Source organism: Microcoleus sp. POL10_C6, from assembly GCF_036701585.1.
In the GTDB taxonomy this organism is placed as follows: domain Bacteria; phylum Cyanobacteriota; class Cyanobacteriia; order Cyanobacteriales; family Microcoleaceae; genus Microcoleus.
Map to the genome: position 1 here is coordinate 30,498 of NZ_JAUBRB010000042.1, position 19,887 is coordinate 50,384.

General features: G+C 46.6%; 18 protein-coding genes. 10 read left to right on the forward strand and 8 right to left on the reverse strand.

The genetic code is table 11. The features are described from left to right. Positions 1–96: 96 nt before the first annotated feature. Positions 97–1,923 carry an N-acetylmuramoyl-L-alanine amidase gene (locus tag QUA34_RS21185; protein WP_333389142.1) on the forward strand — a complete coding sequence of 609 codons (1,827 nt, stop codon included), beginning with the start codon at positions 97–99 and terminating at the stop codon, positions 1,921–1,923. 81 nt (positions 1,924–2,004) lie between these two features. Then, complete coding sequence (locus tag QUA34_RS21190; RefSeq protein ID WP_333324908.1) at positions 2,005–2,400, forward strand: SH3 domain-containing protein; 396 nt, start codon at positions 2,005–2,007, stop codon at positions 2,398–2,400. 116 nt (positions 2,401–2,516) lie between these two features. Here QUA34_RS21190 and QUA34_RS21195 read toward each other — a convergent pair whose 3' ends face one another. Both QUA34_RS21195 and QUA34_RS21200 read right to left on the reverse strand, forming a co-directional pair. Next, on the reverse strand, positions 2,517–3,077 hold the full coding sequence (locus QUA34_RS21195) for a Uma2 family endonuclease (protein ID WP_333389143.1): 561 nt from the start codon (positions 3,075–3,077) through the stop codon (positions 2,517–2,519). Between the two features lie 76 nt (positions 3,078–3,153). Continuing rightward, the gene (locus QUA34_RS21200; protein WP_333324912.1) at positions 3,154–4,131 is read right to left on the reverse strand and encodes a hypothetical protein; all 978 of its coding nucleotides are present in this window, start codon (positions 4,129–4,131) and stop codon (positions 3,154–3,156) included. A 63-nt stretch (positions 4,132–4,194) separates the two neighbouring features. Here QUA34_RS21200 and QUA34_RS21205 point away from each other — a divergent pair, with 63 nt between their 5' ends. Further along, positions 4,195–5,424 (forward strand): CapA family protein, encoded by a 1,230-nt coding sequence (locus tag QUA34_RS21205; RefSeq protein ID WP_333389144.1) that lies wholly within the window; start codon positions 4,195–4,197, stop codon positions 5,422–5,424. Positions 5,425–5,525: 101 nt separating this feature from the next. Here QUA34_RS21205 and QUA34_RS21210 read toward each other — a convergent pair whose 3' ends face one another. Both QUA34_RS21210 and QUA34_RS21215 read right to left on the reverse strand, forming a co-directional pair. After that, a complete protein-coding gene (locus QUA34_RS21210; RefSeq protein ID WP_333389145.1) occupies positions 5,526–6,305 on the reverse strand; it encodes a calcium-binding protein in 780 nt (259 codons plus the stop codon). 164 nt (positions 6,306–6,469) lie between these two features. Continuing rightward, on the reverse strand, positions 6,470–6,688 hold the full coding sequence (locus QUA34_RS21215; protein WP_333389146.1) for a precorrin-6A/cobalt-precorrin-6A reductase: 219 nt from the start codon (positions 6,686–6,688) through the stop codon (positions 6,470–6,472). 438 nt (positions 6,689–7,126) lie between these two features. Here QUA34_RS21215 and QUA34_RS21220 point away from each other — a divergent pair, with 438 nt between their 5' ends. Both QUA34_RS21220 and QUA34_RS21225 read left to right on the forward strand, forming a co-directional pair. Then, positions 7,127–7,267 carry a hypothetical protein gene (locus QUA34_RS21220; RefSeq protein WP_333324921.1) on the forward strand — a complete coding sequence of 47 codons (141 nt, stop codon included), beginning with the start codon at positions 7,127–7,129 and terminating at the stop codon, positions 7,265–7,267. 129 nt (positions 7,268–7,396) lie between these two features. Beyond that, positions 7,397–8,017, forward strand: coding sequence for a prepilin-type N-terminal cleavage/methylation domain-containing protein (locus tag QUA34_RS21225; protein WP_445242834.1), 621 nt, complete (start codon positions 7,397–7,399; stop codon positions 8,015–8,017). Between the two features lie 212 nt (positions 8,018–8,229). On the opposite strand, the gene QUA34_RS21230 is transcribed toward QUA34_RS21225, so the two are convergent. Together QUA34_RS21230 and QUA34_RS21235 are read right to left on the reverse strand one after the other, a co-directional pair. Further along, positions 8,230–10,158: a penicillin-binding protein 2 gene (locus QUA34_RS21230; protein WP_333389148.1), complete on the reverse strand. Its 1,929-nt coding sequence runs from the start codon at positions 10,156–10,158 to the stop codon at positions 8,230–8,232. A gap of 420 nt (positions 10,159–10,578) precedes the next feature. Then, complete coding sequence (locus tag QUA34_RS21235) at positions 10,579–11,154, reverse strand: hypothetical protein (RefSeq protein WP_333389149.1); 576 nt, start codon at positions 11,152–11,154, stop codon at positions 10,579–10,581. A gap of 337 nt (positions 11,155–11,491) precedes the next feature. On the opposite strand from QUA34_RS21235, the gene QUA34_RS21240 reads away from it, so the two are divergent. From QUA34_RS21240 to glgB, 3 genes are all read left to right on the forward strand, one after another. Further along, a complete protein-coding gene (locus QUA34_RS21240) occupies positions 11,492–11,692 on the forward strand; it encodes a serine protease (protein WP_333210036.1) in 201 nt (66 codons plus the stop codon). Positions 11,693–12,238: 546 nt separating this feature from the next. Next, entirely contained in the window at positions 12,239–12,388 is a 150-nt protein-coding gene (locus tag QUA34_RS21245; RefSeq protein WP_333389150.1) for a hypothetical protein, read from the forward strand. A gap of 649 nt (positions 12,389–13,037) precedes the next feature. Then, positions 13,038–15,332, forward strand: a complete 2,295-nt coding sequence (glgB, locus tag QUA34_RS21250; RefSeq protein ID WP_333324931.1) for a 1,4-alpha-glucan branching enzyme — start codon at positions 13,038–13,040, stop codon at positions 15,330–15,332. A 383-nt stretch (positions 15,333–15,715) separates the two neighbouring features. On the opposite strand, the gene QUA34_RS21255 is transcribed toward glgB, so the two are convergent. Together QUA34_RS21255 and hpsJ-B are read right to left on the reverse strand one after the other, a co-directional pair. Continuing rightward, on the reverse strand, positions 15,716–16,633 hold the full coding sequence (locus tag QUA34_RS21255) for a glycosyltransferase family 2 protein (RefSeq protein ID WP_333081351.1): 918 nt from the start codon (positions 16,631–16,633) through the stop codon (positions 15,716–15,718). A gap of 86 nt (positions 16,634–16,719) precedes the next feature. Then, entirely contained in the window at positions 16,720–17,550 is an 831-nt protein-coding gene (hpsJ-B, locus tag QUA34_RS21260; protein WP_333389151.1) for a hormogonium polysaccharide biosynthesis protein HpsJ, read from the reverse strand. Positions 17,551–18,346: 796 nt separating this feature from the next. Between hpsJ-B and rfaE2 the strand changes: the two genes are divergently transcribed. After that, positions 18,347–18,841: a D-glycero-beta-D-manno-heptose 1-phosphate adenylyltransferase gene (gene rfaE2, locus QUA34_RS21265; RefSeq protein ID WP_333389152.1), complete on the forward strand. Its 495-nt coding sequence runs from the start codon at positions 18,347–18,349 to the stop codon at positions 18,839–18,841. A gap of 141 nt (positions 18,842–18,982) precedes the next feature. Then, positions 18,983–19,852 (forward strand): STAS domain-containing protein, encoded by an 870-nt coding sequence (locus QUA34_RS21270; protein ID WP_333389153.1) that lies wholly within the window; start codon positions 18,983–18,985, stop codon positions 19,850–19,852. Positions 19,853–19,887: the final 35 nt, after the last annotated feature.

The following is a 19,887-nucleotide window of genomic DNA, read 5'->3' on the forward strand; positions in this document are numbered from 1 at the left end:
GTAAATAGGACTTACGGCTAATCCTCAGAAATCCGGTTTCTTAGGCCAAGTTCTAGTATAAATAACCAACAGAGTCTCAATTAGTTGCGGTTTAGAATGAGAAAATTTTTAGCATTATGTGTGTTTGGGCTGATAATGGCGATCGCCTCTGTAGCTGTCGCGGCTCAACCTTTGTTTCTCGCTTATCCTCCCGCCAACCACAAAACTACAGCCGATCGCATTTTTTTAATCGGTACAGCGCCTGCACCGGGACAAGTGTTGGTAAATGGCAACCAAATTTCGCGCACCGCATCCGGGCATTTCGCCCCTACTTTTCCGCTGCAACCCGGCGAAAATATCTTTACCTTGCGTTACGAAAATCAGGAAGTCAAAATTAAGGTGACGCGCGAGTCAAATCAGCCGGAAGCCCCTGTAGGATTGGCTTTTGCTAAAAATTCCCTGACGCCGAAAGTCGATGTGGCGAGTTTGCCGGGAGAATATATTTGCTTTGGGGCGATCGCACCTGCGAATGCTCAAGTTTCGGTAAAATTGGCGGGCGTTACTATTCCTTTAAAAGCGCGATCGCAAGTCGAACTACCCGACAACGCATCTGTACTGTTAGATGCAAATTCCCCCATCAAAAAAGGCGGCAGCCAACAGTATCAAGGCTGTGCTAAAACTCCCCCCACCCCACCCTTGGCAACGGGAAGCAATGAGTCTAAATCTTCCCTACCAAAGGCTGAAAAAGTTGAATTAGGAGTGCCTGTATTTGAGCTAACAATGAATGATAAAACTATCAGCCAACAAGGTACTGGCAAGATTACTATTCTTTCTCCGGCTGACTTAGAAATAGCCGAAGTAACAGCAGATCCTGGTGTCGCCCGAACTGGGGCGAGTACAGATTTTTCTCGGATGACACCGCTGCCGAAGGGAACGCGAGCAACAATTATCGGGCGCGAAGGAGAATGGCTCAGACTCGATTACGGTGCTTGGATTAAAGCAGCGGAAGTGCGAATTGTCAAGGATACAGTGCCTCCGCGCTCGATTATTCGCAGCGCCAGCTCGCGTCAAGTTTCCGGCTGGACAGAGGTATTATTTCCCTTAGAAACACCCGTCCCAGTCACCGTGCAGGAAGGAGAAGGCACTTTTACTTTAACGCTGTACAATACTACTGCTCAAACTGACATTATTCGCGTTTCTGATGACCCGGTAATTTCACGTTTGGAATGGCAACAAATCTCGCCACTGCAAGTACAATACACTTTTAATCTCAAATCTGCCCAGCAGTGGGGTTACAAGTTGAGATACGATGGCACAACTTTAGTGTTGTCTTTAAAACACCCGCCTGCGAATACAAGCATGATGCCGAATTCGCAAGCAAAGCCCTTATCGGGAATTAAGATTCTCATCGATCCGGGGCACGGCGGCCCGGAGGATGGAGGTGCTGTGAGTCCAGTGGGGATTAGAGAAAAAACAGTAGCTTTAACAGTGTCGAAATTGGTGCAACAGGAATTGCTAAATCGGGGCGCGAATGTGGTAATGACGCGGGTTGAAGATGTCGATTTGGATTTGCCACCGAGGGTGGAAAGGATTCAAAAAGAAGAACCTGCGATCGCAATTTCAATTCACTACAATGCTTTGCCAGATAACGGCGATGCCATTAAGACTAAAGGCGTCGGTGCTTTCTGGTTTCACCCGCAAGCGCACAGCTTAGCAGTGTTTTTGCACAATTATTTAGTTGCCAAGTTGAACCGTCCGAGCTATGGTGTATTCTGGAACAACTTAGCCATGACTCGTCCTGCCGTTGCTCCATCTGTTTTAATGGAATTGGGATTTATGATCAATCCCGAAGAATTTGAATGGATTGTGAATCCGACAGAACAAAAGAAATTAGCTGAGGCGATTGCCCAAGGTGTTACCGAATGGTTTGCCTCGGTCAAATAATAGTTAGTAGTAAGAACTGAAATCCTTCTCAAAAAATTCATAGTCAGGACTTCAGTTCAGTCAATCCACGGAAATGAAATAATGCTAATTTTTACTCAATCAAAAGCCTTTTTTATTGCAGCCGTCGTTGCAAGTTTTAGCTTCTCACTTTACAGTTTTCCTGTTTTCGGCAAGCAGCAAAGTCTTTCTCCCGCAAAAGCAGAAGCTTTAAAAAAGCAAACTCATTGCTCGTTTATTACAGGTGAAGGTGGCGCTGTTAACATTCGCAAAGGCCCAGGCAATAAGTACGCGGTTGTAGCTAAACTCAAAAGAGGAGACGGAGTTAGAGCTGTCAGCAGACAAGGTAATTGGGTGAAAATTGCGGCCAGATTTTCGGGTAATCCTCCTAATGAAACTTTGACAATCCTTGACGGTTGGGTGAACAATCAATTTATTAATGGCTGTTCCGAAGACCAATTTGACAGGTGGCGGCAATAGGGAATTTGGTTTGTAGTAAGGATTTCAGTCCTTAGTTGAGATGAAAACTAAAGTCCTCACTACAAACCACACCAGGAGATTTTTAAAAGTGGTACAAAAAAGGATCTCGCCCTGATTCATTGTTGCATTCTCAACCAGCTAAACACCTGTTCAGCGGTGATATTCAGGGGAATCATTTCGGGAACCGGAACGACATCGCTACCTTCGCAGAATTGAGGTTGTTGGTTGGGTAAAAACGCTAAAATCGATCGATCGTCTGGATCGATTAGCCACCCCAACTGACAATTATGTTGCAGACAGTGAATAATTTTTCTAGTTACGCGATTTGAGCTTTGCTGTGGCGACAGGATTTCGATCGCCCAATACGGTGCAATTCGCACATCATCCACTGGTTCGCCACTGTCATCAAATTCAATTTGTTCCCATAATAGTACCGCAATATCTGGAACAATCGATCGACCGCCAAACGTACACCGCAACTCTGGAAACGCATAAGCTATCTTTGGATTTTCCGTCACCTGATTAATTTCGTTGCAGCCTTTTAATCGCAATAAGCTGTGCTTTGTGTTCGGCAGTGGTTTTTGGATAATCTCCCCCTCAATGTATTCGCTAGCCGGTTTGGTTTCTGGCAGTTTCAGAAATTCTTCCAGGGTGAAACGCCCGATTGCGATTGTCATAAATAAATTCCTCGATTATACTATCTCCAGTGTAAGAAAAAAATATTTATCTTGCATGAAAATGGTGCTATCTCACCTAATTTTCCGGAACAATCTGCTGTTTAAACTCAAACAAATTAGGATTTGTAGGGTCATAAAAAGCCCGCAACCAATGCACGTTTGGAGATCCAAAAGTTTCAACTCTAGTAAAGTTTTTCATTCTAGGTAATTGAGTCTCATCGGTAAAACGGGGTAAAGGTTTATCGATGCGGAAATAGTGAGTATCGCCGTGGACGAATACAACTTGTCCTGGGAAATTACCTGTTTCTGTTTCGAGAGTTGCGATAAAATCGTTGTAGCCACTTCTTCTTTTGTCCGTCGGATCGAGTTCAAATCCCGGATTTGCCTGTGCAATTAACACAATTCCTTTGCTGTTGCTGCGTTTGGCTAAAGCAAAACATTCTTTTATCCAGGCTAAGTTAGCCCAATTGCGATCGGCATATTCTGCATCTGCTTCGGGAGTGCGGCCAAAATTGTTGTTGCTTCCCGGCATATTAATCGCGAAAAACACAACGCCATGATAAATCCAGCGAACATTTTCGCGGAATTTAGCAAACTGCGGGTTTTCGCTTTGACGGGTGAGAGTTAAAGTGCGCTTTCCCAAACTTTGATTACCTTGGTTGAAAATTTCCCGCAGTTTAGCGAGTCTTTCTACTGGATCGTAACTGCCGTTTTTTGAACGGTGGCAATCCGTCCATTCATTGTCACCATAAACTAGAATAAATGGAATTTCAAAATTATCAAATAACTGCTTGCGACTGAAAAAAGTTGCATCATCGCAGACACTAGAACCGTTTTTAATGTCGCCGTCGTGGACTACAAACGCTGCGGGCGATCGATTGATATCTGCAATCAAACTCGGAAATTGTGCTTCCTGTTCGGCACTGTAGGGCAAATCACCAATCAAGGCAAATTCAAAAGGTCGATTCCCCGAAGTTTGAGCATAAGTTAAAATACCAAAACCCGTAATTGATACAAAAACAATAAAGGCAAGAATTAGATAGTTTTTTTTCATCTATTTAACCGTAACTAAATCAGTTATGATACCATATAAGCCGACAAGTCACTCTCAAAAATCATGGATTTTCGTCGGTTGCTCTCGCTAATTGCCATGCTTTCGATCGCAGGCTGCAATATCCAAACGCCACAAACCAACACACAGCCTACAGAAAGTCGTAGCTTGCGGGGCGGGACGCCATCGCCAATTGCAGCCCCTGTTCCCGCCGAACCAAAGTCGGAGATCAAAGAAGCGAAACTAATTGCTGTCGGCGACATCATGATGCACAGTACCCAAACGCGATCGGGCTACGATGCAAAAAAGAAAACATACAATTTTGACAATTTCTTCGCACCAGTTAAAAGTATCTTATCAACAGGCGATTGGGTCATCGGAAATCTCGAAACACCTTTAGCGGGGGAAGATGCGGGCGGATATACGGGATATCCGCTATTTAACGCACCGGCTCAATTAGCAGATGCTGCTAAAAAAGCCGGATTTAATATCTTGACAACCGCGAACAATCATGCTTTAGACCGTGGAGAAAAAGGGGTAATTAGGACGATCGCCAATCTGAGCGATCGCAAAATTGCGTTCACAGGAACAGCCACATCAGCCGCCGAAGCTTCACGCACTTTAATCAGCACCAAAAACAACATTTCATTAGCCAAGCTAGCCTACACCTACGGCACAAACGGCATTCCCATACCCAAAGGCAAAGATTACTTAGTTTCGCTAATAGACGAAAAAAAGATAGTCAAAGACATTGCCAAAGCCCGAAAGCAAGGAGCAGATATTATCGCAATTTCCCTGCATTTTGGCGACGAATATCAGCGACAGCCAAACACCCAACAAAAACAATTAGTTGAAAACCTATTAAAAGCTGGTGCAGACATCATTCTCGGCAGCCATCCCCACGTCGTTCAACCTTACAAAATTTTTAAGTTTCCCGGAAAAAATGGCAAAACTCGCAAAGCTGTAGCAATTTATTCAATGGGAAACTTCATTTCCGGTCAGAATAAAAAATATACAGACTTAGGCGTAATTTTGCAAGTAAATATTCGCAAAAAACTTCCCGAAAAAACCACCGAAATTACAGATGTGAAAACATATCCTACTTGGGTACAACGCTACAGCTTGAACAACAAATTAAACTACCGCGTTTTGCCCTTAGCAAAAACTGTCACCGATAAAAAAGATCCACTCTTAGCAACTTCGCAATACCCAATTTTATCAAAATATTTGCAGGATATGAACAATCATCTTAACTCTTTAAATAAACCTCCAGATAATAAGAAATCCCTCCCTTAAGGCGGGGGGACTGAATAGCACTCTATCTAAGTTTTAGGTTTTAGGTTGGATACTTAGTCTATTCCACCTACCACCTACCACTTATTTTGGAGAAGTGTTTTTTACACGTAACTGAACAAACCTAGAGCGCTCTGAGTTAAAAATCTGTCCTGCAAAACGGCAATTAATTCGTAATTTGAATTTTTTTCGCGGTAAATAGCAGTGCCAGAAATTCCCTGAATTGGAGAGCCATCTAAGAGGTAGTCAGACGCACTTCCTGGCAGTTGAATTGTGTCTGCAAAGGGCAGATAATCAGTAATTAATGCGTAGTCACCATCGCCGCCAACATTGTAGAAAGCCTGACCGGGCGCACCGAGAACGAAGGTATCCAATCCTGTCCCGCCAATCAGCGTATCTGCATCAATTTCCGCCCCGTAACCGTAAGCAATTATTCGGTCATTTCCGCTACCGCCATCTAAATAGTCGCTGCCATCGCGGCCTACGCCACTATCAGTTAGGATGTCGTTTCCATCGCCGCCGTAAAGAGAATCATTTTCCGTGCCACCGATGAGAAAATCATCTCCAAACTCGCCGTCTAATTTATCGTTCCCGCTACCTCCAATTAGGATGTCATCCGCATACCCGCCCCGCAGTTCGTCATTACCGCTACCCCCATTTAATTGGTCGTATCCATAGCCACCGTCGAGGAAGTCATCGCCATTTTCACCAAATAGTTGGTCGTTGCCAAAACCGCCATAGAGTGTATCGTCATCTTCGCCACCGTACAGAAAGTCGTTTCCGCCCACGCCGACTAGAGAATCATCCCCTGCTAAGCCGTAGATGACATCATTTTCTAGGGTTCCTTTCAAGCTGTCTGCTTCTTCAGTTCCAGTGATAACCATTGTTTTAGTTCCTGAAATTGCTAGTCGGGAGCGCAAATCGTGCGAGCGAAATTGCCATCGAGGTGGGATGGCAAAATCTAAGAGCGCGATCGCTCTCCCTTAATCAGTTATATCTACTTTAACTATTTTGAAAATTTTCGACCAGTCGCTTATTTGAGTGACACTCATTTTAGGGAACTCAACTGCTGAATGAGCGAATCAATCTCCCCTTCCACATCAGCAACCTGCTCAACATCGGGAATCTGCTGGCGCTGCACCATCACCACCGGAATTCCCAGTTCTCTAGCCGCAACAACTTTAGCATAAGTAGCAGATTCTCCGCTGTTTTTACTAACAATTATATCAATCTGGTATTTTAATAGTAATTGCCGCTCGTATTCCAATGTAAAAGATCCCTTGCTAATAACAATTTACCGTTAGGTATAGGAGTATTTAGTGCAGGAGGATCGATCGCCCGCATCAAAAACCAAATAGTCATTGATCTAGGGTGCGTCAGGGAAAACGATATTACCCGAAATCGCGGTACGGCAGTGCCGTTTCCCTACAAATCGGGCGATCGTTACATCCGACCCGGTTGATTTTACCCGTTACCCGAAATTAGGACACCGCACTGCCGTTTTCCTACCATTAACCGGGGAATCGTTATATCCGATCGCGCGATCGCCCTGGACTCCGGGAGATTCTGATGGAGTTCTTCTGTATAATTCTCACCGTGAGGACAAACTATTCTTGACGCTAAAACACGAGCGTCGAAAGTAAATTTGTCTCTCAAGTTGAGTACAAGTTTCCACCTTGACTCCCGGCAAGTCGGGAGCATCTCAATGAAAACAGGCAAGCTAGAAATTGAGATTCTCCCTACATACCTTCGGGCTCTGATGCGATCGGGCGATCGACAAGATTGCTGTAGGGAAACCGCACTACCGTTTCCTGACTGCTGTTTCCTTACCCCCAGTTTTTTTTAAAGTCGCATAAATTTTCCGTAAATACCGATCTACACACTTCCCAAACCCAAAGTTAAAATATAGCCAATAAAAAAAATAGCTCTTCCTAGCTGTTTTTTTGGCAAGCTAAATATCAGGGAGTTCATCTACGTGTCAATAAATAAAACGCTTAAAGGCAGAGCCACTACACCTGCTGCAGGTTTTACAATGATTGAGCTATTGATAATTCTTTTAATCATAGGAATATTTTGTGCGATCGTCGCCCCCTCTTGGCTAATGTTTATCAACAACCACCGTTTAAAGCTATCGCTCGATAGAGCTTATTGGGCAATGGAACTTGCCCACAGCAACGCCAAACGATCCAAAATTTCATGGCAAGCCAGCTTCAAACAAGTAGGAGAAAATGTACAAATAGCCGTTCACCCAGCCGACATTCCCCCAGCTCAAATACCAGACAGTCAATGGAAAAACCTAGAACCGCAAATTCATATAGATCCAGATGAAACAACAGTGCTCCAAGTAAATGAAAGCAACGAGCAAAAAACAAACGGCACAATCCGGCGCGTCATGTTCAACCACAGAGGTTGCCCCGTATCTCGAAGCGACCACGATTGCACGCTAACGAGTATAAGAGCCAAAGGAACCCTAACGCTATATCATCCCAGCTTAAGAAACAGCCAACGCTGCATCATCATCTCCACTCTTTTAGGACATAAACGCACCTCCAAACGACAATCAAAACCCAACGAAAATAAAAGATATTGTTACTGAGTCACTTATGTAAGGTGCGTCAGGGAAAACGATATTACCCGAAATCTGGACACGGCAGTGCCGTTTTCATACAAATTGGGCGATGCTTACATCCGATCACCCGATGAATTATGTTGGGGGTAGGGAAACGGCATTGCCGTCTCCTCCATCGCCTTGTTGTCGATAGCTATATTCGATGTCAATTTCTGACGCCACATCTCAGATATAATCAACTACTTCTTACTCGGCGCAATCTTCTCAATAGAAATCAGCGCCTCCATCACCGACTCCACAATCGGAGCCGCCACCGTACCCCCCGAAGAACCCTGATTAGGCTCATCAATCACCGCCAGCACCACATACCGAGGAGCCTCCACAGGCATTATCCCCACAAAGCTAGTAATAATCGCGTTCTTAGAATAACCCCCACCAGCATTAGCTTTTTGAGCCGTGCCTGTTTTTCCAGCAATCCGATACCCAGGAATTTGTGCAGCTTTCCCCGTACCACCATCAACCACAGTTTCCATCATTTCTAACACCTGCTTAGTAGTTTCCGGCGAAAAAACCTGCTTTGGAACCGCCCTCGGAAGCTTCCAATAAGCTTCACCTTCCCTATCAAAAAGTCCCCGCACAACGTGAGGAGTCACTAACTTGCCACCATTAGCCAAAGCGCCGTTAAGCTGCACCAACTGCATCGGAGTAATCGAAAAACCTTGCCCAAAAGCCGTAGTAGCAACTTCCACCGGAGAGTTAATAAATTGCTCTCGATTTTTAAGTTGACTGCTTACTTCAAAAGGCAAATCAGTTCCCGCAGTTTGTCCGAGTCCGAGTTTTTCTAAAGCTTGATAGTAAAGAGAAGGTTTCATTGTTCTCATGATGTGCACCATCCCCACATTACTAGAATGTTTCAAAATCTCAGTAACAGTCGAAGGGCCGCGCGCGCCTGCTCTTTGGTAATCGGAATTTTGGATAGTCCAGGGATTCATATAAATCCGACCTTCATCGTTAAACACAGTATTAGGTTTCACCGCACCCGCTTCCAGAGCGATCGCCACATTAATCGCTTTAAAAGTCGAACCAGGCTCATAAACATCAGTGACAGCCCAATTTTTATAGCGCGACAAATCGAAATTAAAATATTGATTCGGGTCATAAGAAGGTTCCGCCACAACTGACAGCAATTCCCCGTTACGGGCATCCATCACAATCACTGTGCCCCGCTTCGCATCGTGTTGTTTCATTTTTTCCTTGAGGGCACTTCGGGCAGCCCGCTGCAAGCGACTGTCGATCGTCAATTGCAATTTCAAGTCATCAAGCTGTACAAATCCCGCCGTCAGCCGATCTGGAACCCAATTCCCATTGCTCGACCTGCTAAACTGAATCGACGGCATCGATCGTTCCAACAAATTCTGCTGGCTGTATTCCACCCCGGCTTGTCCCTTCCGTTCCCCGTCCACATAACCGAGGATATCCGCCGCCAACTCCTGCTGCGGGTAAAAACGCTGCTGCTGCCGCAGCAACTCCAAGCCATCGACCAGACTCTCTTTAATTTGCATCTGAGCGACGCGATCGGCAACCTCTTGAGGCAGAGACTCCGCAATTGTAATACCGCTTTCAGCAAGATTAAACCTGCGTATCAGTTCAGTTTCCGACGTAGTGCCCGGAGTCAGTTCGATCGCCAGCATCGGAGCCAATTTAGCAGCAATTTCCGCCTTCGAGTGGTTAAACAACTTCGGGTGAGCGTAGAGCGTGTACACCTGTCTGTCGATCGCCAAAACATTTCCTGCGCGGTCAATTATCGGGCGTCTCGGTACAAAGGGCTTCGTTTTGAGAGTTTGCTGCTGCTCGGCCTGTTTACGCAGCGCCGGAGCTCGCGTCACCTGCAAATAAAACAAATTCACAGCCAGCCCCAGCCCCCCCAGCATCAACACCGCCCACACCGCCCACAAACGGAACTTGCTGCGCTTTAAACGCTCCACCGGTCGCCCCCAAGATGCAGCCGTCTGTTGTGGCGATCGGCCGAAACTGCCGGAAGATCTAGGTTTGGCTGGTTTTTCCCACCCAGTACGCGCGGCGAAGCTATTCCGTAGGGAATCGCCCGCCTGTTTTTTGCGTTTAAAATTCGGCGATCTGTAGCGGTCAAAACGGGGGTCGTAGCTCATGGCATTAAAAATTCAATAGCAAGTTAGAGCGTTTTAGAATTTAGAATTTATAACTTAAATCTTAAAAGATAAAATTCACGACTTGGGAATGATATCAAATCCGTTAGCATCGGAATAGTAAATTCAAGTTCGCTGTTCACTGTTGACGGTTGACTGTTCACTGTCCACTGTCAACCGTCAACCGTCAACATCATAAGGAGTGTAACCGGAAATGATATGAGCATTCCCTATCAGGGTTTGGATCACCTACAGTTGCATTCTATTTTTTGAAGTGGTCTTAATTATTTTTAATCTGTAACTTACGGTGGGAAGCAGAAAATCGATCGCGACTTGCAAAAAAGTCAAAAAGGAAATTAGATCCTCCAATTCTCAAGCCCTCGGACACTCAGGCCCTCGGGCGCTCTCCGCTTTGACACAGGTTTAATAGCCCAGCGGTGTTTCCACACCGGCTTGACTCTTGAGAGCGGGCTCAGAATTTGGTGCCGCAACGGGCGATCGAGTTTCAGGGGCCGGCTGCAAGAAAATCGTGTCCCCAGGATTCTGTGGAACCAAACCGGTTTCGGAATTTTGGGCTTCTTTAGCAAGTTGGTGTTTCAAGACTTCGCTAGAAGCACTCAATTGCTGTTCCCGGAGGCGCAGAGTTTCCAGTTTTTGATACTCCTGACTCCAGCGCTGCTCGCCGTAAACTGTCAAGCCGTAGAGACTCAGAGCACCGCCCAAAAGCATAAGCGCTACCACTGAGGAGGCGCGCTGTGCCTGCAGGAGCGATCGTAACCACACTGGCTGCTGCTGGCGATTGGGCAACACTTTCAGCACTGATGCCGACGATCGAGTCTGAGCCTGTTCATCTGCTGGCGAGTAGTTGGGCAATACCGGCCCTGTCTTCGCCCGCCTAGCTTTGGCAATAGAAGTAACTTTGCTTTTGGCAGCGCCAGCAGCGGGCTTGCGGGTCGATCGGGAGCGGGGAGAATCGGGGGATCTGATAGCAGCGGTCATAGAGTTCACCAATACGTAAAATGGGGTAGCTTCAGCTTGATTGAGGTTAAAAGTTTTTTGTCTCCGAGATCGCCAGTGGTGGCTATCTGCGTTCGATCGGTTATCCTTACCAAGGATACCTCACAAGCCAACCAACCCATCCTACCACTGGTCTCTTTGACTTCAGGATTTGCCAAAAAAAAGAAATCTTTGCTGGTTAGCGATAATCTATGTGAAATTTATTAATAAATGCAGTATTGTAATCAACGAGCGAATCGTTGAGCTATTCGTGCCAGCATTGTTTCTCAAGTACACTATTCCCTTCCTTGCGATGGGTTTTCAATGTTAAGGAGTTTTTATGAACAAGGGATTAATTCGTTTGACTTTGGTAGTGGGCTTGGCAGCCGCCCTCGGCGCCTGCGGAGGTGAGACCACCAGCCCCACCAGCCCTTCTCCGGGCGGACCTGGCACTACTACTACTACTCCTCCTGCTGCTTCTTCTCCATCTCCAAAGGCCACTCCCACTACTAGCCCTGCCCCTACTCCTAAAAAGCCCTAACAAGGGCTCTGTCCGAGTCGGTGCCCAACGAGCCTAGCCTCGGGGTGAAAAATGGTTCGCTCCTCGCATTTTTTCATCTCATCGGTCTAGGTCTCAAGTTGGGTGGTAGTGATTGTCTGATGCTTTTACTACTAAAGTTCAGTACGTCCCGTTACCGCAGCAAAGTCCGCTGATTCGCTGCGTTACAAAAACATTCCCTTTCAACTAGAAAATTTGACCAATAATTTCTTGATGGTACCCGCCACGTGATTTATCCGTGGAATCAATCCCAAATCCAAAATCCTTGCATCCTCAAGCCCCCGGATTTATCCGTGGTGTCAATCTCAAATTTAAAATCTAAAATCTCAAATCGAATGACTCCCGGCCTGCAGGTCTTGAAACTCAAACCTGTGACAGGATGTTTGAGGACATTGCCACTGCTGCTGCCTCAACTGAATATCCACCGGAGGCAAGCGAGACTCGACGCAAATTTTGCACTCTATCCAGTCTCGGTTGCCTTCCCCGCAACTGTTCCCACAGACGAGAGGAAAGCAAGCAGAGACTTGGATGCTCGTCGAAAACTGGCTCGATGACAGCAGCGGCATTGCTACTCGATTTGTTGACTACGAGTTTCGCGTCTGTGCGGTCAAGCACATCGAGCCGTCTGTTTTGAGCAAGTTTAGTGATTCAATTGGTGCCGCACCAGTTCGGTATTAACCCTGCCTCGGCAAAACTCGCTCCAGTTGCGCCTCAGTGCTGCTTTAAACCTATTGCACCGTCGCTGGTAGGATGGTGCTAGTTTGGTAGGCAATTCCTTGAGGATGGCAGATATTGCTTGCTGTTGTCGCCATGCTGAGTGCTTTAGCTTTGATTCCTCAATACCGAGTTAAGCATCCTTGGCTGTTTGAGCGTATTGCCCAAATTCATGGACTTTGTGGGGAAACCCAGCCTCCAGAATCTGAAAGTCTATCGATCAGGCTATCCTCCCTACCTGAAAATTCCAGGTAAACTATTAACTGCTGACCCACACTTACAGGCTTGACCCTCCTGTCGCGGCAAATCGACAATAGTTGGAAAATTTTCCATATCACATATTAAATAATAAGTCAAGGATATTTCGGAAAAATATAAATTTTTCAATTTGTTTTAATATTTCTATACTTAGATGTTAGCAGCAAAACCCCAGCTCTGCCGCCGGCAAGGCAACAGCCTGCCGTGTGTGCAAGGGCGCGCGCTGGAGCTGCAGCAGTCAAGATCATGCTAATCAGTGGTAGGATCAGCGATCAAAAATGTATCCAAATGTAAAGTGCAGCGCCGCTCTAGGTTTTGAAAGCCATTTAGTTAAAAGATTGAGGTAAGTAGTTTTATGCCCGCGACCGTCCCCTTTGAACAGATTGACCGCATTGTTTGGAATCAGCACCACGATCCATTTGAAGTGCTAGGCCCTCACGCGATCGAAGAAAATGGCAAAAAAGTCTGGGTCGTCCGAGCTTATCTGCCGAATGCGGATGCGGTATCCGTAGTTTTGCCGGAGGCCAGGGCCGAATACCCGATGAAATCAGAACATCACCCTCACTTTTTTGAATGTACGATCGACACCCCAGAACTAGCAAACTATCAATTGCGGGTCAAAGAAGGGGAACACGAGCGCTTCATCTACGATCCCTACGCCTTTCGATCGCCCAAACTCACAGAATTCGACCAGCACCTATTCTCAGAAGGCAATCACCACCGCATTTATGAAAAACTCGGGGCGCACCTCACCGAAGTAGGCGGCATCACAGGAGTATATTTTGCCGTTTGGGCTCCGAATGCCCGCAACGTCTCTGTTTTAGGAGATTTCAACTATTGGGACGGCCGCAAACATCAAATGCGGAAGTCGCAAAACGGCATCTGGGAATTATTTATTCCGGGACTATCCGTGGGAACTTCCTACAAATACGAAGTGAAAAACCAAGACGGACATCCCTACGAAAAGTCCGATCCTTACGGTTTCCAGCAAGAAGTGCGGCCTAAAACAGCATCAATTGTCACCGACTTAGACACCTACACTTGGCACGACAGCGCTTGGATCGAAAAGCGGCGGCACACAGACCCACTGACGCAGCCGATTTCGGTTTACGAATGCCACATCGGTTCTTGGCTGCACGCGGCTACTGACGAACCCGCCGTGCTAGCAAATGGGGAAATAGAACCCCCCGTGCAGGTTTCGGAACTCAATCCCGGGGCGCGCTTTCTGACTTACCGGGAATTAGCCGATCGGCTGATACCCTACGTCAAAGATTTGGGATTCACCCACATCGAAATGCTGCCCATCGCCGAACATCCTTTCGACGGTTCTTGGGGCTATCAAGTAACTGGCTATTTCGCCCCAACTTCCCGCTACGGCAAACCTGAAGATTTCATGTATTTTGTTGACCAGTGCCACGCCAACGGCATTGGCGTACTGGTGGACTGGGTACCGGGACATTTCCCCAAAGACGGCCACGGCTTGGCTTTCTTTGACGGAACTCACTTGTACGAACACGCGGACTCCCGCAAGGGCGAACACAAAGAGTGGGGAACCCTAGTATTTAACTACGGCCGCAACGAAGTGCGGAATTTCCTAGTATCAAACGCTCTGTTCTGGTTTGACAAGTACCACATCGACGGGATTCGCGTGGATGCCGTAGCCTCGATGCTTTATTTGGATTACTGTCGCGAACCGGGAGAATGGCTGACCAACCAGTACGGGGGCCGGGAAAATATCGAGGCGGCAGATTTTCTGCGTCAGGCGAATCACGTCATTTTTAGCTATTTCCCAGGGGCGCTGTCGATCGCCGAAGAATCTACCTCTTGGCCGATGGTATCATGGCCGACCTATGTAGGCGGTTTGGGTTTCAACCTGAAGTGGAACATGGGTTGGATGCACGATATGCTCGACTATTACCACATGGACCCGTGGTTCCGCCAGTTCCACCAGAACAACATAACTTTCAGTATGTGGTACAACCACAGCGAGAATTTCATGCTGGCTTTGTCCCACGATGAGGTAGTCCACGGCAAAGCCCACATCATCGGGAAAATGCCAGGGGACGAATGGCAAAAGTTTGCAAACGTGCGGTGTTTGTTTACTTTTATGTTTGCTCATCCCGGAAAGAAAACGATCTTTATGGGGATGGAGTTCGGCCAGTGGCAAGAGTGGAACGTTTGGGGGGATTTGGAGTGGCGTTTGCTGCAATTCGAGCCGCACCAAAAGTTGAAGCTGTTTTTTAAAGATTTGAACAATTTGTACCGCAGCGAAACGGCACTTTACAGTCAAGATTTTGCTGAGGATGGGTTTGAGTGGATTGATTGCAGCGACAACCGACACAGTGTCGTGGCATTTGTGCGCCGAGAGAAGGATGGCGACGAGTTTGTGGTGACGGTGTGCAATTTTACGCCGCAGCCGCACTCTCACTATCGCGTAGGAGTGCCGGAACCAGGTTTCTATACGGAGTTGTTTAACAGCGACGCGCGGGAATACGGCGGCAGCAATATGGGGAATTTGGGCGGTAAGTGGACTGAGGAGTGGTGGTTCCACAACAGTGCTTATTCGATCGACTTGTGTTTGCCACCTTTGGGGGTCTTGATCTTAAAGCTCGATCGGGCAAAAACAACAGCAAAATCTCAACAGTTTTAAGTTGTGAGTCATGAGAGTTTTGAGTTAAACATCAAAACTTTATTAAACCTAAAACTTTGAGGGTATTTAGAAACCCGGTTTCTTGCAGAAACCGGGTTTTTTCTGTTTTGTTGTTGCGAACAAAGGAAGTTCTGCAACGGATTCGCTTTCTTCGGATTTAAGGAGTTTAATATTAATTCCGGTTGCATCGGAATGATTTAACCGCAGAGATCGCAGAGATCGCAGAGGAAGAGAAGAGAGAGATGAATAATTTCGATGCACACAGAAAGGATATAATAACTCTTCTAAATACTTAGGCTACCCCTCGAGTCCGATCGGCGGGGGAACCGCGAGGGTATAAGTTCCAAATACTACCGCTAGGCGAGCGTACCTCTTACGAATTTTTAATTTCGAGTATCGGAAGCGCCAAGATTATAAGAAACTTTTGACTGCTCAACTGTTACTACTTCCGAAAGAGATTGTTCTGTCGATACCTCTAAAGCTGGCAGTGGTAGATGCTTCATTTCCCAAACTTTCAGCAAAATTAGATATTCATAAAAAGCTTGCAGCGTGCACCAAGCCAATCCCGCTTGGCCGTCAAGAAATCCGCCGAGTAAAATATACATATAGAAAAAGCGCACCACAGGCCGCAAAGGCAAGCGCAAAGAAAAATCTTTCAAAGCGCGGCGCCTTTCCACCTCCGACGCGCCAAACAATAAATCCCACCAATTTACTTGACCTGCTTCTAATTGACGGAGAGTTTCAGCCGCCTCGTCAGTCGAGTAGCGGTTGTGCTTTTCAATCCAGCGGGAAAGACCTTTGCTGCAAGTATAGTGAGGGTAAGTTTCCTTCAAAAAGTGAGTAGGCCCGTTGCAGACTTCCCGTTCAGTGTGACCGTAGTCAGTAAACCAAACTCGGTCTTTGCGAAAGAGACGCATTTGATAACGGGGATATTGAGTGCTGCGGCGAATCCAGCGCTCCATAAATATTACTTTTTCAGCTACGTAATAGCCGATATATTCTTGACTTTCGATCGCCTTTAAGCATTCAGCAAACAGTGCAGGCGTCATCCGCTCGTCAGCTTCGAGGATGTAAACCCATTCGTACTTGCACGGCACTTCTTGGAGCATCCAAGTCCGCTGGCGTCCGTGAGTTTCAAAGCGGTGCTGCACTGTTTGCACGGCATAGTTCTGAACAATCTCAAGGGTGCGATCGGTGCTGAAAGAATCAACTACAATGATATCGTCACAAAGCAGCGCCGATTCAATGCAAGCGGCGATATCAATCTCTTCGTTGTAAGTCAGAATATAAATTGAGAACATTCCCAGCTTTCAGTAAGGGCAAACTATTTGGTAAACAAACTATTTCTCAGGGATGTCTCGACCAGCGCGATCCCTGCCAGCGCTGGTCAATTTTTGCGGCGGCCGAACCGCAGAATTCCCATACTTCTCAATCCCGTCCAACCAACAGTAATGTAGCCGATTGCTAACAGCAAACTGGTGATTCCCGTCTGCAAACTCGAATTTCTCGATCGAGTTCTTAACTCTTTCTCTTTTTGTTGCTTGCGGGTGCGAATCTCATTACGAGCTTGAGTCGGAAGTGCTTGAGCTTGCTGTTCCAGGAACTTGTCGAGGGCTTTCGGGTCATTTTTCGACTCCTCCAGCACAGCTTTCAATTCCTTGGGCACCTCTGGACTCTTGAGTGCTTGTTGCAGCTTCCCGTTGTCTTCCAGCAGCGCCCCTATCTGGCTTCGACGCTGGCTTTTGAGCTGTTCTACCTGAGCTTTAAATTGAGGGCTTTTAAGTTGTGCCTCAAGTTGACCTTCCGCTTGTCCCGCTTCTTGATCGACTTGAGCCAGAGCATCCTTGAGTTCCAAACGAGTATTGTTGAGGTGAACGGGAACCAGAGATAGGTAAACTAGACCTAACAAGCTGGAAATCAACAGCGCCCAGAATCGCAAGTCCAGCCAAACATTGCGTCGCTCAATAGAGACTCCACTGCTGCTGTCCACCCAAAAGCCAGTCATCAGCAGGGCGATACCGATCAAAGGAATAATGCCCCTGTCAACTATCTGAATTGCTGCGGCAAGCTGCCAGCCTCGATTGAGAAAGTCCGAAGTTTCTCCCGGCAGCGACAGAACAATGCACTGAAGCAAAGCAGAGAGAATCAAGATAATCCCGACTACTTTTAGAGTTCGAGCAGCTACTGAAGAAAATTGACGGCTATTACTTGCTTTCATAATTCGTGTTAGATAATTCTACACCGTTAGATTCAAGGGGGTAGTTGAGTGGATTTTGTTGAACGAGTTTAGCTATTTTCCACCAAAATAGCTGTTTCGGGTACCGAACTCGACTTTCCTCTGGGTTTTCACAGGCTGCGGTTGCGACCCAAAAGGTCGAGTTTCTGCACAGCTATATACAGTTGGGCACAGGAGGCTGTGCGCTTCTGGGGTGGCTGTAAAGCTTGGTCAAGATAGCGCCCACAAACTACAGCAAGCAACTGCTGGCTTCTTCTATAGTCTGAGGAATCCAGCGTAAAAATGAGCTCTGCACGCTTGGGTTCGGTGCTTTTAACTAGCTTTCGCTCGCGTGGCGGTGTCAGAAATAATAGACACAGGAGGAGCGCGTTGCGTAGGGTTTCACCCCCTAGGGCTCCCACTACCCGATCGCCTGCCCGAGGCGGTGGAACTAAATCCCTTGTCTTATAGTAATTGATATAAGAGAGGGCGGGAATAAATAATTGTTTACCAACCTTTTTAACCTCCAATTACCAACAGCACGATACTGCAGTCACAAATACACGAATAGCGGTTTTTTACTTGGGAATTCTGTTTACCATATTAGTTTCGTCGCTGGTAATTTTTACTTATAAATTCTTGCTTAAAAGTCACAAATTACTAATACCTAGTTAAGCACCTGTAACTATTAATTATTGCCAGATTGAAGGATTTATTATTCAATATTAAAAGTGCAAAAAATCAGATTTTTTGGTAGGATATTTTTGCTCGCTGTTCAAATTTGGTGGTAAGGACCGCAATGATTTCTAATGTTTACACGTTGAAAGAACTTGAAAGATCGCTCGCATCCGATCCGGACAAGTGGCGTCCGCTCGTGTTTACTAACGGGTGCTTCGATATCCTGCACTGCGGTCACGTCCGCTATTTGCAGGCAGCAAAAAATTTGGGGCGATCGCTCGTGGTGGGCTTGAATAGCGACGCCAGCGTGCAAGCTATCAAACCGCAGCAGCCGGGATTGCCACCCCGCCCGATCGTACCGGAAAATCAGCGAGCCGAAGTGTTAGCCGCCCTTAAACCAGTAGACGCCGTAGTAATTTTTTCCGAAATTACAGCAACTAAACTGATAAATATCCTGAAGCCTGATATATACGTTAAAGGAGGCGACTATCAAGTCGAAACTCTGCCGGAAGCACCGGCTGTTATCGCCGGAGGTGGCAAGATTTCCTTGATCGAAATAGAAGTTCCGAGTTCTACCAGTGCGATCGTCAAACGCATTTTACAATTAGGTACTTAACCCTCGATCACAAACAGCAAACAGTGAGCTAAACTCAGAAGTTGCCCCATCAAAAAACACGCTTGGTACGCGCGGCGAAGCTATCCCGTAGGGAATCGCTCGTACAACTTCATCCCAATTGCTAAGCAGGAGATAATTTTAATGGAACTCACAAGCAATAATACGATCGCGGAAATCCTACAAAGACACAAAGCAGAGTTACTAGCAGACTGGCTCAAAGAACTGCAAAATACCGGGCTGCGGCGGGACGACTTGATGAGAGCCAAAGAATTGCGCTCCGAGTGTCAAGAGTTCCTGCAATTGCTCCACATTGCAGTGGGGCACGGTAACTTTAGCGACATCCAGACACCCGAATGGGAAAATATGCGGGTGTTGCTAGCAGAAGTTTCGCGATCGCGGGTTCAGAGAGGCTTTACTCCCTCAGAGATAGCGAGTTTCATTTTATGTTTCAAAAAGCCATTGTTCGATCGGCTTTGTCATGAACTGACAGAAAACCGCGACGCACTTGTCGAACAACTTTGGCTTTCCACCAGTTTATTAGACCAGCTTGGCCTTTGGGTGACAGAAATTTTTCTCAAAGCTCGCGAAGAAGTCATCGAACGCCAGCAGCAAGAAATGCTCGAATTGTCAACACCCGTAGTCAAACTTTGGCAAGGCATTCTCGCTTTACCCATGATCGGGACTCTCGACAGTGCCCGCACTCAAATAGTCATGGAAACTCTGTTGCAGGAAATCATGGAAAGCGGCTCAGAATTTGCGATTTTAGACATTACAGGCGTGCCGACTGTTGACACTTTAGTTGCTCAACATTTATTAAAAACTGTAGCAGCCGCCCGTTTAATGGGTACTGAGTGCATCATCAGTGGCATTCGCCCGCAAATAGCTCAAACCATAGTTCACTTGGGAGTTGACTTGCAGGATATTCTCACAAAAGCTACTTTAGCAGATGCTTTTAAAGTCGCGTTGCAGCGCCAAGGTTTAACTATAAAAAATCTTAAAGAGGAAAGATAAACATATTGCAGTCTGAGATTAAAATTCAAGTAAAG